Raw genomic sequence first — 16,143 nt, 5'->3', positions numbered from 1 at the left:
TGCTAATAAGCCAGAATGCAAGCAGTTTTAGATTGCATCTGAATATATCTTAGATATAGTTTAGATATATCTGTTATGAGGAAATACGATGCGATTCGATCACGAGGGCGGCGGTCGCCGACCACGATTTTTTGGCCACGGCGATCTGCGCCTGGTAATTCTGGACATCCTGACGCGCGGCGCCAGCCACGGCTATGAGCTGATCAAAGAGATTGAGAGCATGACCCAGGGGAACTACACCCCCAGCCCGGGCGTGATTTATCCGACGCTGGATTTTTTGCAGGATCAGGCGTTTATCACCATCACGGAAGAAGAAACCGGGCGCAAGAAGATTGCTATCACCGTTGCCGGCCAGACGTGGCTGGATGAAAACCAGGAGCAGTTCGAGAACATTCAGGTACGCATTAAGGCCCGCTGCGTGGGCTTTCAGCTGCGCAAAAACCCGCAGATGAAGCGGGCGCTGGATAACTTTAAGGCGGTGCTGGATCTGAAGGTAAATCAGGGAGACATCAGCGACGCGCAGCTTAAGCAGATAATCGGCGTTATCGACCGCGCGGCGCTGGAGATCTCCCAGCTGGATTAAGCTGGAGCGTGTTCGCTCACGCGGAAGACGCGTACCAGCGCTTTCAGGTGCATCGCCTGCTCGTTAAGCGATGCCGCTGCCGCCACGGACTCCTCCACCAGCGCGGAGTTCTGCTGGGTGGTGGCGTCAATCAGGCCAATGGCGCTGTTGATCTGCGAAATCCCTTCCGTCTGTTCGTGGCTCGCCTGGCGAATTTCGCGCAGGATCACGTCCATTTCCTCGACGTTGCCCACCATGCCGTTAATCAGCGCGCTCGCTTTTTCCACCAGGTTCATCCCGTCCTGGGTCTGGCTGGTGGAGCTTTCAATCAGCTGGCGAATCTCACTGGCTGACGACGCGCTTTTCTGCGCAAGCTGGCGCACTTCCCCCGCCACCACCGCAAACCCGCGCCCGTGCTCCCCCGCGCGCGCCGCTTCTACCGCCGCGTTCAGCGCCAGAATGTTGGTCTGGAAGGCAATAGCGTCAATCAGATCGATAATGTCCGACATCCGGTTCGAGGTTTCGTTAATCAGGCGCATTTTGCTGGTCACCTGCTTCATCATCTCGCCGTTGCTTTTCACCACCGAGGCGGCATCCGCCGAAAGGTTGGTGGCTTCGCCGGTATGCGACGCGGTGTTTTTCACCGTGGCGGTGATCTGCTCCATCGAAGCCGCCGTCTGTTCAACGGAGCTGGCCTGCTCCTCGGTGCGCGCCGCCAGATCCTGGTTCCCCGCGACGATCTGCGCGGCAGCGGTGGAGATGTTCTCCGAGCCGGACTGCACCTGCTGCACAATCTCCAGCAGGCGAGTTTTCATCTCCATCAGCGCGTGCAGCAGCAGGCCGGTTTCATCCTTGCCGTGAGAGGTAATCGAGCGCGTCAGGTCGCCCTGGGCGATAGCTTCCGCGAAGCTCACCGCCTTTCCGAGCGGACGGGTAATGGAGCGCACGATGTACCAGCCGATAACGCTGCCCGCCGCCACGCTGAGAAGCGTAATCACAATCAGCAGCAGGCGGTTGGTTCTGAAGTCGCCGTCCACCTGCGCGCCCGCGCTGTTCATCTCGGCGTTCTGGATGGCAATCAGCTCCTGCACCTTGGCTTTGTAGGCCTGCTGCAGGCTGAGCGTGTTGGTCATCATCTCCTGGATCGCGCCCTGGCGATCGTTGTTCTGCACCGCCTGCAGGATGCGGTAGCGCGAATCCAGATACTGCTGGCGTACCCCGCGAATATCCGCCAGCACCCGCTGCGATTTGTCGTCGCTCAGGGCGTTATTCAGATCGCCAAGAATGACGGTGATGCGCTCGCTGATGGCCTTAAGGTGCTGCTGGGACTGCGCGGTGTATTTGCCCTGTTCGTCCAGCAGCATAAGCTGCTGCGTGCTGATAAATTCCTGGAAGTTATCGATGAGCTGGTTTGCTTTTACCGTGGTGGGATAATCGTGGCTAATGATGGACTGCATCCCGTTGTTCGCCCGGTTAAGGCTCAGCAGAGACAAACTCGCGCTTACCACCATCAGGACAATAAAGAACCCAAACGCCAGAAATAATTTCGTGCCGATCTTTACGTCATGTAAGAACATATATACTCCATCAATGTGATTATTTCTCAGACGATCGCTGTTATCGGTAACCGCGCACGTAACTTTATGACTTTGATCGTTTTTTTATTTCATAACCACTAAGATGGATAGGCTAAGGCTATTAATTACGGCGCATTGATCGTTATACAACCCGCGGAGCGCGGATTTGTGAAATACCATCGGGGAAAACTGACTTAGGCAGAGATAAATAACTGAGGGACTTTTTTTAGTTATTTAATGTGAATCTGACAATACGCGAAATAATAACGCCGCCCGGCGTCGGGAATAAAGCCGCTTATCCGGTAAGGGATAAACGGCTTTTTTGGAACATGGCTGACTTAATGCAGCACGGTGACCGCATCCTCCAGGCGTCCGGCGCGGTGCTTCACCATCGCCGAGATCTGCGCGCTCTCCTCCACCAGATCGGCGTTTTTCTGGGTGATGCTGTCCAGCTCCGCCACCGCGCGGGTCAATTCCGATAATCCGGTCGCCTGCTCGGAGGTGGAGTGGCTGATCTGGGCGATCAGCCGGGTGACGTTTTTCACCTGCTCGACGATGTCGTCCATCGTGCGCCCCGCGGCGTGAACCTGGTCGGAGCCGGACTGCACCTTGCTGGCGCTGGCGTCGATCAGCTTGCGGATATCGTTGGCGGCGCTGGCGCTGCGGCTGGCGAGATGGCGCACTTCTCCCGCCACCACCGCGAACCCTTTGCCCTGCTCCCCGGCTCTTGCCGCCTCAACCGCCGCGTTCAGCGCCAGAATGTTGGTCTGGAAGGCGATATCGTTGATCAGCGAGGTGATGGAGCCAATCCGCTGGGTGCTGTCGGCGATATCGTCCATGGTTTTCACCACGGTCTGCATCGCGTTTCCGCCTTCGGTGGCCGCGCTGCTGGCGGCCATCGAAAGTTTGTCCACTTCGGCGGCGGTTTCCGAGTTGCTCTGCACCGACGCCGCCATCTGGTTCATGGTCGCCACGGTCTGCTGCACGTTGGTCACGGTCTGGCGGGTGCGGTCGTTAAGATCGTCATTCCCCTGCGCCAGCCTGTCGCTGCCGTCGCGCACGCTGACGACCTGGCTCGACACGTCGTTGATCAGCCAGCGGCACATCAGGCCGAGCTGCCCGACGGCGCGCAGGGTAAGCCCTAGCTCGTCGCTGCGGTTAAGGTGCTCCACGCTGTTGCGCTCGCCGGTGGCGACCCTCAGGGCCTGACGCGCCACGTTTTCCACCGGGCGAACAATCTGCTGTTCAAACAGCAGGGTAACCAGCAGCGTCACCAGCGCGCTCGCCGCAAGCGGCATCCAGCCCGCCGAGGTCGCCAGCAGGGTGGCGGCCAGGGCGGCAAACAGCATGGTCATTACCCCGCGCACGCGCCAGCGCAGCGGCATCGCCGGAAGCCTGCCGAGCCAGCCTTTGCGCACCACCAGCCCCTTATGCACCCGCTTTTTACAGCGCCCGTCGTTCAGCGCCTGATAGAGCGGCTCGACGGCGGCAATTTCGTCCTCCGTGGCCCGCACGCGAATCGACATGTACCCCGTGGTCTGCCCGTTGCGCACCATCGGCACGGCGTTCGCCCGCACCCAGTAATGATCGCCGTTCTTACGCCGGTTTTTGACGATCCCGCTCCACGGCTCGCCCTTTTGCAGCGTGTACCACATGTCGGCAAAGGCCGCTTTGGGCATATCCGGATGGCGCACCAGATTGTGCGGCTGCCCAAGCAGCTCTTTCAGCGAGTAGCCGCTCACCTGCACAAAGGTGTCGTTGGCGTGGGTGATATAGCTTTGCAGGTCGGTCGTCGACATTAGGGTGGTGTCAGCGTCCAGAGAATATTCATTCTGGGTGACATAAGAAGAAGAGGACATGATGGGCATCCCTTGCAGGTTATTTGAATGTTAATTTTGTGGGTTTATGTTTTTTCGGCGGTAAACAATTTATCTTTAGTTGTTAAATTTGATGGAGATCGCAAATCTCACCTAAACCGCACTTTTTATGCGCCTTCCTAATTAATTGATTTCAAATACTTTCACAGAGAAATTAACCACAAAGTATGATCCGGGCATGCCCGCAAATGCGGCACGCCCTGCACCACCTCGGTGCAGTTGACGGCGCGGGGAGCAGATTCTATGCCCCAGGGGTGGCCGCTTAATCCCGTTTCGCCTGCATCGGCATGATTAAATATTGTGCAACATAATGTTAACCTGGCGTTTATCCCGATTTTTGTTAAGTCACCGGAAGTGGCGTAATCCCTGCAATACTTAACTCAGTATCATGTGATACGCGATCCCCGGGAGCACATTTTGAACAGGTTACCTTCCAGCGCCTCGGCTCTTGCCTGTACCGCGCACGCACTGAATCTCATCGAAAAGCGAACGCTTGACCATGAGGAGATGAAACAACTTAACCGAGAGGTCATCGACTACTTTAAAGAGCATGTGAATCCTGGATTTTTGGAGTATCGCAAATCTGTTACCGCCGGCGGGGATTACGGAGCCGTAGAGTGGCAAGCGGGGAGCCTGAATACGCTTGTCGACACCCAGGGACAGGAGTTTATAGATTGCCTGGGTGGTTTTGGTATTTTCAACGTGGGGCACCGTAATCCAGCTGTGGTTTCCGCCGTACAGAACCAACTTGCGAAACAACCTCTTCATAGCCAGGAACTGCTCGACCCGCTTCGCGCCATGCTCGCGAAAACGCTGGCGGCCCTTACGCCCGGCAAACTGAAATACAGCTTCTTTAGCAACAGCGGCACGGAGTCGGTGGAAGCGGCGCTTAAGCTCGCCAAAGCCTACCAGTCGCCGCGCGGGAAATTCACCTTTGTCGCCACCAGCGGCGCGTTCCACGGCAAGTCGCTAGGCTCGCTGTCGGCGACCGCGAAATCCACCTTCCGCAAGCCGTTTATGCCGCTGCTGCCGGGCTTCCGCCACGTGCCGTTTGGCGACATTAACGCGATGCGCACCCTGCTGAGCGAGTGCCGTAAAACCGGCGACGACGTGGCCGCGGTGATCCTGGAGCCTATCCAGGGCGAAGGCGGCGTGATCCTGCCTCCGCCGGGCTATCTGCCCGCCGTGCGTCAGCTGTGCGATGAGTTTGGCGCGCTGCTGATCCTCGACGAGGTGCAAACCGGCATGGGGCGCACCGGCAAGATGTTTGCCTGCGAGCATGAGAACGTTCAGCCGGACATTCTCTGCCTGGCGAAAGCCCTCGGCGGCGGCGTGATGCCGATTGGCGCCACCGTTGCCACCGAAGAGGTGTTCTCGGTGCTGTTCGACAACCCGTTCCTGCACACCACCACCTTCGGCGGCAACCCGCTCTCCTGCGCGGCGGCGCTGGCTACCATCAACGTATTGCTGGAGCAAAACCTGCCCGCGCAGGCCGAGCAAAAGGGCGATATGCTGCTGGACGGATTCCGCCAGCTCGGGCGTGAATACCCGGATCTGGTGCAGGAAGCGCGCGGCAAAGGGATGCTGATGGCGATTGAGTTTGTGGATAACGAAATCGGCTATAGCTTCGCGAGCGAGATGTTCCGCCAGCGGGTGCTGGTCGCCGGAACGCTCAACAACTCGAAGACTATCCGCATCGAGCCGCCGCTCACGCTGACCGTTGAGCAGTGCGAAACGGTGCTGAAAGCGGCCCGTAAAGCGCTCGCCGCGCTGCGGGTAAGCGTGGAAGAAGCGTAAAATAAAATTGCCGGGCGGACGCGCGTTCCGTCCGGCTTTTTAGCGGAAATCCTTACATTCACCCCACCGGGTGTAAGGTTTTTCTTACGAAATGACCGATTTTTTACAATAATCATTCACGCCTGTATTTAACTGTTCGCTGCAAAAAATTAAAACATTATTCCGGCCATGTCATAATTCCCGCACTGGCTTAATATATATTTGCCACATGAATATATTAATGCGATATCCGAACATTATTCCAGGAATACTTGAACATGTTTACATTACACGTCGATGATTCAATTGGCGACGCGCTACATGCCTTTTCCTTTGCCCACAATACCAAACCGACATTCGCGATCGAGTCGTTATTTAACGCGTTATCGCCTGCCGGAAAACCCTTTGACCTGCCACAGGGAAAGACGTACCTCCTCAATCCTGACCGGGAGAGTGCGGGTATTATATTACTTGAACACGGAATATGTTCGGTCTGCCATGCGGGTAACGATCTGTTTATTAGCAGCATGTTTTCACCTTCAATATTAGGGCTGGTTGACGGCTACAGTATATTTTATGACGTCCCTGCCCGGCCTCGGCATTATCTGTACGCCGAGACATTGTGCTACGGGAAATTTGTGCCGCTGAATGATTTTGTCCGCATCTGCGATGAGCAAAACCTGTGGCACGACGTCGCCCGCATTCTGGCGCACCGGCTGATGGTGATGAGCGCCCGGGAGGAGGAGCTGGTGGGCGTGGATTCGTACCTCAAGGTGCGCACCATGCTGATTGAGCTTAACGCCTATCCGGACGAATATCGCCAGCAAATTCAGGTGCTGAGTTTTGTTCAGCGCCGAACCAATATTTCCCGCAGCCGGGTCCTGGCGATATTATCCGAGCTGCGCAAAGGCGAATATATCACTATCGATAACGGCAAGCTTGTAGCCATTCATCAGAAACTCCCCGCCGCATTTTAAGTTCTTTACGCCGCGAGCCGCGGCGTATCTACTCTCCTCCTTTTTCGCACAAACAATATATATTCTTTGATTTCTTTATTTCCGGTTGTCTATACAGGATAATAATAGCCGCCATATAAAACCCTCCCGGCAATGTCAAGGCTTTATCACCCGTCCCATGTTGGACTGATATAGTAATTTTATTCTCGAAATATCTTTGCAAAACTATTCCCCGAGCTGATACGGAACATCCTCATCAGAGGATTTAATTTCAATGCTAATTATTATGGCCTGGCCATGTATTGCGCGAAGAAATTGAATTCAAGGAACAATCCAAAACAAGATAACGGGTTTATTTATGAAAAACGCATTTATGGTTAAAAGTCTGGCAGCTGCGGTAATTATGGCGGCGGGTATTTCATCTGCGATGGCGGCAACCAGCGGCGCAACCTCCAATACCGTACAGGGCGGTACCGTTGAATTCAAAGGCGCGGTGGTTGATGCCGCCTGTGCCGTAACCGCGGACACCGCAAACCAGGTTGTCACCCTTGACCAGGTTCGTCTGGCGACCTTCACCGGTAAAGACTCTGTTGCCAACCAGAAAACGCCATTCTCCATCAAGCTGGCGGATTGCGACACCACCGTTTCAACCCAGGCTTCTATCACCTTCGACGGCAATGCCGCATCGGGTGAAGCAGGCGTGCTGGACAACACCGCGGGCGCTGGCTCTGCGTCTGGCGTAGGCATCCAGATCTATGACAAAGACGGCTCCGCGCTGGATCTGGGTACGGCATCCCAGGCCGTTACCCTGATCGACGGCGACAACACCCTGAACTTCTCTGCGGATTACTACCAGACGGCGGACACCGCAACGGCGGGTAGCGTAGACACCACTGCGACCTTCAACGTGACCTACCAGTAATCCATCACCAGGGAGTTTCATCTGCCACGGAAGGCATTTTAAGGGCGGAAAGAGGCGGGTATGAAAACACACTCCATCGTTATCGCAGGGCTGAGCACCCTTCTTCTTCCTGCGCTGGCCTTTGCCGGCGGGCGCCACGAGGTGACGCTTAAGGGAGGAAACGTTGAGTTTCAGGGTGCCGTGGTCAACGCCGCGTGCACGGTTGAGGCCGGCAGCCAGCACCTGATCGTGCAGATGGGCCAGGTGCGCTCCAGCGATTTTCACGGGCTGGGCAGTTGGACCGATCCGCAGGCGTTTACGCTCACGCTGAAAGATTGCGACACCAGCGTCAGCCAGCGGGCGGGCGTGACGTTTCGCGGGCAAACGGACAAAAAAGATCCGGGCGTGCTGGCCGTGATCGGCGGCAGGCAAAGCGCGCAGGGCGTGGGGCTCGGGCTGTTCGACAGCCAGGGACACCAGATCATTCCCAACCAGCAGCCGCTGAGCTTTACCCCCTTACAGGACAACACCACCGAAATCACATTCGTCGCGCGCTATCGCGCAACGTCGAGAACGGTGATCGCCGGAGATGCGAATACCCAGGCCTGGTTCACCCTGACCTATCTGTAATTACTGCCGCCGTCTGGCTCTGGCACTCGTTAAAGGCTCACTATGTCTGTTACATCAACTCTTCGTCGCCTGCTGGCAACCACGCTCCTGTTCACTGCTGCCGCCGGTGCGGCCCCTAACGGCGGCGTTTCGCTTGGCGCGACCCGCGTGATTTATCCGCAGGGAAGCAGCCAGGTTTCGCTGGCGGTAAACAACACCGATCCAAACGCGGTCTTCCTGATTCAGTCCTGGGTGGAAAACGCGCAGGAAAGCAAAAGCAGCGATTTCGTGATTACGCCGCCCCTGTTCGTGATGAAACCGAAGAAAGAGAACACACTGCGCATTATGTACGTGGGCGATAACAGCCTGCCTGCCGACCGCGAAAGCCTCTACTGGGTGAACGTGAAAGCGATCCCCTCTGCCAGTAAAAACACGCAGGGGAAAAACACGCTGCAGATTGCCGTCCTGAGCCGCATCAAGCTCTTTGTTCGCCCGAAAAATCTGCCGATGGCCTCTCTGGACGCGCCGGCCAAACTGCGCTTTCACCTGAGCGGCAGCACCCTGACGATCAAGAACCCGACCCCCTATTACCTGACGCTGGTGCAGCTCAAAGCCGGGCTTGCCACGCTGCCGACCACCATGGTGGCGCCGATGTCGCAGGCGGACGTGACGCTCCCGGCCAACGCCCAGGGCGCAATCAGCTATCAAACCGTGAACGACTACGGAGCCAACAGCCCAACCCTCAAAGCCATTATGGATTAACCCCGGACAGGTCGGCGAAATAATGACTCTACGAATGAACAAGATAGCCCGCGCGATGGCGCAGGCGTTATCCACCCGATGCACGCTTTACCGCATTTTTTTGCCGGCAGCGATGACCGTTCTGCCGCTGCAATCCTGGGCAGATAACTACTTTAACCCGGCATTTTTATCGGATGACCCGCATGCCGTTGCCGACCTTTCCCATTTCGAAAAAAGCGACAGCCAGGCGCCGGGGAAATACCACGTTGATATTTATCTCAACGATGGGTTTGTTGATTCGGAAGACGTGAACTTCACCGAGGCGAAAAACAAAAAAGAGGCCAAAGACGATACCGGCCTGCAGCCCTGCTTCACCCGGGGGCGCATGGAAGAGATGGGCATCAATATCAAAGCCTTTCCGGAACTGGCGGCGCTCGCGCCGGAGCAGTGCGTTCCGGTCAGCGCCATCCCGGACGGCGCAACGGAGTTCGACTTTGAACACCAGCGCCTGAACATCAGCGTGCCGCAGGCGGCGATGATGCAGAGCGCGCGCGGGTATATTCCGCCGGAGCAGTGGGATCAGGGCATTAATGCCCTGCTGCTGAACTATGACTTTTCCGGCAGCAACAGCGGCGGAGACAGCAGCGAAGACACCTACTTCCTCAACCTGCAAAGCGGCCTGAATCTGGGGGCGTGGCGCCTGCGCGATTACTCGACGTGGAACTACTCCCACGGCGAAGGGGATACCCAGAACGAGTGGGAGCATATCAGCACCTACGCGGAGCGCACGATCGCCCCGCTCAAAGCCGAGCTGACCGTGGGCGAGAGCTATACCCCGTCGGACGTGTTCGACAGCCTGAGCTTTCGCGGGGTGCAGATTGCCTCCGACGACAACATGCTGCCGGACAGCCTGAAAGGCTTCGCGCCGACGGTGCGCGGCATCGCCAAAAGCAACGCCAAGGTCACCATCCGCCAGAACGGCTACGTCATCTATCAAACCTACGTGTCGCCGGGGGCGTTTGCCATTAACGACCTCTACCCGACCTCGTCGAGCGGTGATTTGCAGGTGACGGTGCGCGAGAGCGACGGCAGTGAAAACACCTTTGCCGTGCCGTACTCGGCGGTGCCGCTGCTCCAGCGCGAAGGGCGACTGAAATACGCCGTGACCGCCGGGAAGTACCGCAGCAACAACGATGAGCAGAACGACGACAGCTTTGCGCAGGCCACGGCGCTGTACGGCCTGGCGCACGGCTTTACCCTCTACGGCGGTTCGCAGGTGACGAATGATTACCGCGCCTTCGCCGTCGGACTCGGGATGAACATGGGCGATATCGGCGCGATTTCGGTGGACGTGACTCAGGCCAACAGCACCCTGGTGGACGGCAGCCAGCACGACGGGCAGTCGATGCGCTTCCTGTACGCGAAGGCGCTCAACAGCACCGGAACGAACTTCCAGCTGCTCGGCTATCGCTACTCCACCGAAGGGTTCTACACCCTGGATGAAACCACCTATAAGCACATGAACGGCTATACCGGCGACGATAGCTGGAAGGATGACGACCACGACGGCAAGCAGGACGACCCCGTCTGGACCGATTTCTACAACCTGGCGTACACCAAAAAGGGCAAGATCCAGCTCAACGTATCCCAGCAGATCGGCGATATGGGCTCGGTGTTTGTCACCGGCCAGGAGCAGAGTTACTGGAACACCGATGAGAAGGATCGGCTGTTCCAGGTGGGCTATAACGGCAGCTGGCAGGATATCTCCTACAGCCTGACCTACAACTACAACATTTCACCCGGCGAAGACGAGTCCGACCAGATCTACGCCTTTAACATTTCCCTGCCGATTGGCAAATGGCTGTCCGGTAACGGCAGCAACGACATTACCCGCACGCCGAACACCACTAACGCCAGCTACAGCATGAACACCGACAGGCATGGCAACACCATCCAGAGTACCGGGATCAACGGCACCCTGCTGACGGATAACAACCTGAGCTACAACGTGCAGGAGAGCTACGGCAACCACGGGACGGGCGACAGCGGCAACGCCAGTCTCGACTACCGCGGAACCTACGGCAACCTGAAGGCCGGGTACAACTACAGCGACGGCTATCACCAGACCAACTACGGCGTCAGCGGCGGCGTGGTGGTTCACCGTGACGGCGTGACCCTGAGCCAGCCTCTCGGCGATACCAACATTCTGGTGAAAGCCCCGGGCGCGGCGGGCGTCGAGCTGGAAAACGCCACCGGGGTGAAAACCGACTGGCGCGGCTATGCGGTGATCCCTTACGCCACCACCTACCGCCAGAACCGCGTGGCGCTGAACACCAACACCATGGGGCAAAACGTGGATATCGACGATGCGGTCACCAACGTGGTGCCGACGCAGGGCGCCATGGTGCGCGCGGAGTTTACCGCCCACGTTGGCGTGCGGGCGCTGATGACCCTGATGTACGGCGGCAAGCCGGTGCCGTTCGGCGCGATGGTGAGCCAGAAAGGGGGCAGCAGCACCATCGTCGGCGACGACGGCCTGGCCTATCTGGCCGGCCTGCCGCTCGGCGGCACGCTGGACGTGCAGTGGGGAGATGGGGCGAGCCAGCGCTGCAAGGTGCAATACCGGCTCCCGGAAAACGCAACAAAACAGCCCGTGAATAAAGTCAGTGAAAGGTGTCAGTAATGAAAACGTTTTTTAAATACAGCTTATTTTTGCTCTGCGCGGCGTTCTTCTGGGGCAAAACGGATAAGGCCATGGCGACCTGCGGGCTCACCTCCTCCGTGGCCAGCGTGACCGTGAACCAGAACTACACGTTTGCTAAAAACAGCAACGGCACGGGAAGTAACGAGACCCCGCAGAAAGATACGTTCTGGAACGGCACCACCAGCGAAAAATACAGCTGCCCCGTGGACACGCTGGAATTTTTAGGGTTTTGCGGCACCGATGCGCAGTATCTGGTGGGCGGCAAAAATACCAGCTTAGGGCCTGGCATCACGGGGGGCGCCTATGCCGCGTATGGCTCGGGTACTACCGGAGCTTACGGCGGTTGTTTTGCCGTCGGCTGGGCTGGCCCGCATCCGGGCAGCGGCAATATGCCGACAGAGCTGACCGGGTGGAAATATGCGGGCGTGACGTTGAAGATCTCAGACTCCACGCAGGCCCGGAACATCACCTTAAATAACAAGCTGGTTGGCTATATTTACCTGGCCTCAAGTAACTATGACGGCAAAACCATCGGCGGCTCGCCGTTAACCAAGGTGTACGTCAGCGGCACCGTGACCATTCCGGCCTCCTGCACCCTCGCCTCCGGCTCAACCATCGAGCTGCCAGACACCTTCTCGGGCGAGTACAGCAAAGCCGGAACCGGCGGCAAGGTAGGAACGGGCACCACGCAGCCCATGAGCATTAAGTGTCTGGGCGGCAGCGAATCGGCGACGCTCAACCTGTACGTGAGCACCACCAAAACCTCCGGGGACGATATCGTCACCAGCAATCCCGACGTCGGCGTGCGGGTGGACGATGGCAACGGCAAGGCCGTTTCGGTTAACACCAGCATTCTGACCGCCACCCTCAACGGCGGCGAGGTTGATGTTCCCTTTACCTATACCCCCGTGGCGATCACCGGAAAAAACCCGACGCCGGGGGACTATTCCGCCATCGAAACCATCACGGTCACGCTGCCGTAAGGCGAGGAGCAGAGATGAAACGTTACGGACTCCTGATGCTGCTGACGATGGTCAGCGCGGCCTCCCACGCCGAAACCCGGCTGGGCTACTGGGACATCACCCTGAAGGGCAAAGTGCTGGCCTCGTCGTGCGATCTGGACAGCAGCAGCGCGCAACAGACCGTTCATCTGGGCAGCTTCGCCTCGACGGCCTTTAAGAACGTGGGCGACACCACCACCGACGCCCCGCTGGACATCACCCTGACCAACTGCGGGGAGAACATCGTCGGGGCGAAAATCACCTTCAGCGGCACCCAGGATGCCGACAACCCGCAGCTGCTGGCCCTGACGGATACCGGCAGCGGCAGCGCGCTGGCCTCGGGCGTTGCCGTGGAGCTGATGGACAAGAGCCGGGCGGTCATCCCCATCAACAGCACCACCGCGCAGTACCCGCTGGGGGCGGGAAACAATACGCTGAACTTCCTGCTGCACTACAAGGCGACCCGCATTCCGGTCAGCGGCGGGAACGGCACTGCGGTGATGTATTTCGACGTGAGCTATCAATAATGAAAAAACTGATCGTTACCCTGCTGGGCTGCGGCTGGGCGCTGTCGGCATTCGCCGCCCATGACGGCACCGTCAACATGGACGGCAAGATTGAAGATAACACCTGTACCGTGGCGCAGGCGTCCGCCGACCAGTCGGTGACGCTGGGTGAAATCGGCTCGAAGGATCTGCGTCAGGCCGGGGATACCTCTCAGCCCGTCGCGTTCAGCATCGATCTGCAAAACTGCGGCGCGGCCACCACCGGGGTCGAGCTGACCTTTACCGGCAGCGCTGACGCCACCAACCCGGCGCTGCTGGCGCTTTCTCAGGATGCGGGCGCCGCGTCCGGGCTGGGCGTCGCCATTAAAGACGATAAGTCCACGCTGATTGCGCTCAACAGCCCGAGCCGGGTCTACGCCCTCGATCCGTCCCAGACCGACAACCGCCTGACGTTTTACGCCCAGTACAGCGCCACGTCGTCCACGGTCACCGCGGGGGCAGCCAATGCCACCGCCACCTTTACCCTGACCTGGCAGTAAGACGATGCGGACGATTTTTCTCCGGGCGCTGTGCGCACTCGCCGCCTGCCTGGCCCTCGTTGCCCACGCCGCCATCATCACCGGCGGCACGCGCTTTGTCTTTTACAGCAGCGCCGACGGCCTGAGCGTTAACGTGCGCAATACCTCAGCGGACCGCTACCTGGTGCAATCGAAAATCACCGGCGAGGATCGGCCCGCGCCGTTCGTGGTCACGCCGCCGCTCTTTATGCTCAAGGGCGGCCGGGAAAACACACTGCGCATTCTCTACACCGGGGAACCTCTGCCCGCCGACCGGGAGAGCCTGTTCTGGCTGACGGTCGCGGGCATCCCCTCTACGCCCTCGACCGGAAATAACAACAACGTCGAGGTTGCCCTGCGCCAGCGGATGAAGCTGTTCTGGCGTCCGGCCGCGCTCAAGGGCAAGGCCGGGGAAGCCTACAGGCACCTCACCTGGACACGGACCGGCGAGCAGGTGGTGGTCACCAACCCGACGCCGTGGTTTGTGACGCTCATCCGCCTGACGAGCAACGGGCAGGCGATCCCCGACGCGGGCATGGTCGCGCCCTTCTCCTCCCGCACCGAGCGCTGGTGCCCCGTGCAGGGGCCGTGCGTGATGAAGTGGCAGACCCTTAACGACTATGGCTCGCTGCTCCCTGCGGTTTCTGCGGTGCCGCGCGAGGGGGCACGCTGATGCGCAGCCGGACAACGCAGGACGCCGCCTGCTGGGTGATTTTGCTGCTGGCGGGGATATTTCTGGGGCTAATGCATCTGGCCCTGCCGAACGTCGGCGGCAGCGGCGCGGATCTCCCCCAGGCGCTGCTGGTGTGGTGCGCCCTGCTGGTGCTCATTGCCGGGTGCGCGTGGATTCTGTGCCACCAGCGGCTCCAGTTCACCCTTTGCGCCCGCCTGCTGACGCTCGCCGCCGTGCTGCTCACGCTGCCGCTGTGCTGGAGCCCGTCGCCGGACTGGCGGCTCGACGCCCTGCCGCGCCTCGGCGGGCTGTGGGCGGGGCTGTGCCTGTACGTCCTCTTTATCAACTGCCGCTTTACCCCCCGGCAAAAGCAGGTGCTGCTGTGGCTTATCGCCGCCGCCGCGCTGATCCAGACCATCTGGTATCTGGCGGGCTTGTGGTGGCCCGAACTTCTGCCGGAGGTGGCGCAGGAGGCGCTGCGCCTGGAGCCGGAAACGGGCATCGGCGTGTTCCAGCAGCGCAACGTCACCGCCTCGTTCATTGCCACCGGCGCGGCGGCGCTGCTCTGGCTGCTGGCCGACGCGCGCTTCAGGCTGGAGTGTGAAAGCAGGGAGCGGGCGCGCCGCTGGGCCGTCTCTGCCGCCATTGCGGTGATGTATATGGCCCTGACGACGATCGCGTCGCGCACCGGCTGGCTCGGCGGGCTCGCTATCTGGCTGTGGTTTACGGCGGTATTCTGGCGCGACGAGAACGCCCTGGTCGCATCGCGCCGGGCTATTGCGCTTGCGCCGCCGCTGGGGATCGCGATCGGCACCGCGCTGCTGTCGAACGGGCTGTTCGGCGCGCTGCAGGAGCACGACGGCTCCAACGTGGATCGTATTCTGATCCTCCAGCAGACCTGGAAGATGATCGTGCAGCACCCGCTCAAAGGCTGGGGCTACGGCGGGTTCCCGTGGTCGTTCGCCCATTTTCTGGCGGACCGGCCTGTCCCCCTGTCGCGCGGGATGAATCTTCTCACCCACCCGCACAACGAGCTGCTGTTCTGGTGGGTTGAAGGCGGCGCCGTCGCCCTCGCGGGCGCGCTGCTGGCGCTTGTCGCCGGGGGAATACGCCTGCTCTACCGCCCGCAGCGCTATAGTCTGGCGGTGCTGGGCTGCCTGCTGCCCGTGCTGCTGCATACCCAGTTGGAATACCCGCTCTACCAGTCTCCCGTTCACTGGCTGCTGGTGATGCTGCTGCTCAGCTTTGCCGACGCGCCCGCGGCGGATCCGTCCCTGTCGCGCAGCGTGTTTAAGAAAAACGGCCCGCGGCTGCTGCCGTGCCTGATGGCAACAACGGCCTGCTGCGGCGCGCTGCTGGTCGGCGTGACCTTCTGGCAGGGACTCACGCTGACGGACTTTCAGGGCTCGCCCCAGCGCTACGCCAGCCGGGTGTTACGCCTGAGAGAAACCGGGATTGGCACCGAGCGCCTGCGCAAAGACCGGGCGCTGAGCTACATCGTACGGTATCAGAAAAGCGGCAACGTAGAGGATCTCCAGCGGTTCAGCCTCCTCGCCGACCGCTGGCTCGCCACCTGGAGCGATGCGGATATCTACAACAATCTGATCAACGTCGAGCGCTATCTCGGCAACGAAAAACACGCGATCCAGCTGGCCGAAGAGGCGCACCGGCTCTACCCGGAGGATGCGCGTTTCGCCCCGTGA

Annotated in this window: 14 protein-coding genes; 12 read left to right on the top strand and 2 right to left on the bottom strand. The window is 59.4% G+C overall.

What is annotated here, in order from left to right; all coding sequences use genetic code 11:
* The first annotated feature begins 88 nt into the window (after nucleotides 1–88).
* Entirely contained in the window at nucleotides 89–583 is a 495-nt protein-coding gene (locus AB6V08_RS01015) for a PadR family transcriptional regulator (protein WP_368540813.1), read from the top strand.
* On the opposite strand, the gene AB6V08_RS01010 is transcribed toward AB6V08_RS01015, so the two are convergent.
* Together AB6V08_RS01010 and AB6V08_RS01005 are read right to left on the bottom strand one after the other, a co-directional pair.
* Complete coding sequence (locus AB6V08_RS01010; protein WP_368540812.1) at nucleotides 580–2,139, bottom strand: methyl-accepting chemotaxis protein; 1,560 nt, start codon at nucleotides 2,137–2,139, stop codon at nucleotides 580–582. The two genes, AB6V08_RS01015 and AB6V08_RS01010, sit on opposite strands and share 4 nt — an antisense overlap.
* Before the next feature lie 338 nt (nucleotides 2,140–2,477).
* Entirely contained in the window at nucleotides 2,478–3,998 is a 1,521-nt protein-coding gene (locus AB6V08_RS01005; RefSeq protein WP_368540811.1) for a methyl-accepting chemotaxis protein, read from the bottom strand.
* A gap of 435 nt (nucleotides 3,999–4,433) precedes the next feature.
* On the opposite strand from AB6V08_RS01005, the gene ygjG reads away from it, so the two are divergent.
* From ygjG to AB6V08_RS00950, 11 genes are all read left to right on the top strand, one after another.
* Nucleotides 4,434–5,813, top strand: coding sequence for a putrescine aminotransferase (gene ygjG, locus AB6V08_RS01000; RefSeq protein ID WP_368540810.1), 1,380 nt, complete (start codon nucleotides 4,434–4,436; stop codon nucleotides 5,811–5,813).
* 257 nt (nucleotides 5,814–6,070) lie between these two features.
* On the top strand, nucleotides 6,071–6,769 hold the full coding sequence (locus AB6V08_RS00995) for a helix-turn-helix domain-containing protein (protein ID WP_368540809.1): 699 nt from the start codon (nucleotides 6,071–6,073) through the stop codon (nucleotides 6,767–6,769).
* A gap of 337 nt (nucleotides 6,770–7,106) precedes the next feature.
* Nucleotides 7,107–7,670, top strand: a complete 564-nt coding sequence (locus AB6V08_RS00990; RefSeq protein WP_368540808.1) for a fimbrial protein — start codon at nucleotides 7,107–7,109, stop codon at nucleotides 7,668–7,670.
* A gap of 60 nt (nucleotides 7,671–7,730) precedes the next feature.
* Nucleotides 7,731–8,279: a fimbrial protein gene (locus tag AB6V08_RS00985; protein WP_368540807.1), complete on the top strand. Its 549-nt coding sequence runs from the start codon at nucleotides 7,731–7,733 to the stop codon at nucleotides 8,277–8,279.
* Nucleotides 8,280–8,321: 42 nt separating this feature from the next.
* Nucleotides 8,322–9,020, top strand: a complete 699-nt coding sequence (locus AB6V08_RS00980) for a fimbria/pilus periplasmic chaperone (protein ID WP_368540806.1) — start codon at nucleotides 8,322–8,324, stop codon at nucleotides 9,018–9,020.
* Nucleotides 9,021–9,054: 34 nt separating this feature from the next.
* Entirely contained in the window at nucleotides 9,055–11,682 is a 2,628-nt protein-coding gene (locus tag AB6V08_RS00975; protein WP_439649853.1) for a fimbrial biogenesis usher protein, read from the top strand.
* The gene (locus tag AB6V08_RS00970; RefSeq protein ID WP_368540803.1) at nucleotides 11,682–12,686 is read left to right on the top strand and encodes a fimbrial protein; all 1,005 of its coding nucleotides are present in this window, start codon (nucleotides 11,682–11,684) and stop codon (nucleotides 12,684–12,686) included. Before AB6V08_RS00975 ends, AB6V08_RS00970 begins: the two co-directional genes overlap by 1 nt.
* 14 nt (nucleotides 12,687–12,700) lie before the next feature.
* On the top strand, nucleotides 12,701–13,231 hold the full coding sequence (locus AB6V08_RS00965) for a fimbrial protein (RefSeq protein WP_368540802.1): 531 nt from the start codon (nucleotides 12,701–12,703) through the stop codon (nucleotides 13,229–13,231).
* The gene (locus AB6V08_RS00960) at nucleotides 13,231–13,749 is read left to right on the top strand and encodes a fimbrial protein (protein WP_368540801.1); all 519 of its coding nucleotides are present in this window, start codon (nucleotides 13,231–13,233) and stop codon (nucleotides 13,747–13,749) included. Before AB6V08_RS00965 ends, AB6V08_RS00960 begins: the two co-directional genes overlap by 1 nt.
* Nucleotides 13,750–13,753: 4 nt before the next feature.
* Nucleotides 13,754–14,440 (top strand): molecular chaperone, encoded by a 687-nt coding sequence (locus tag AB6V08_RS00955; RefSeq protein ID WP_368540800.1) that lies wholly within the window; start codon nucleotides 13,754–13,756, stop codon nucleotides 14,438–14,440.
* Nucleotides 14,440–16,143, top strand: a complete 1,704-nt coding sequence (locus AB6V08_RS00950; RefSeq protein WP_368540798.1) for a PglL family O-oligosaccharyltransferase — start codon at nucleotides 14,440–14,442, stop codon at nucleotides 16,141–16,143. The genes AB6V08_RS00955 and AB6V08_RS00950 overlap by 1 nt, the downstream gene beginning before the upstream one ends.

It is taken from the genome of Enterobacter soli (genome assembly GCF_964208575.1).
Lineage (GTDB): Bacteria > Pseudomonadota > Gammaproteobacteria > Enterobacterales > Enterobacteriaceae > Enterobacter > Enterobacter soli_A.
This window is presented reverse-complemented; position numbering and strand designations above follow the sequence as displayed.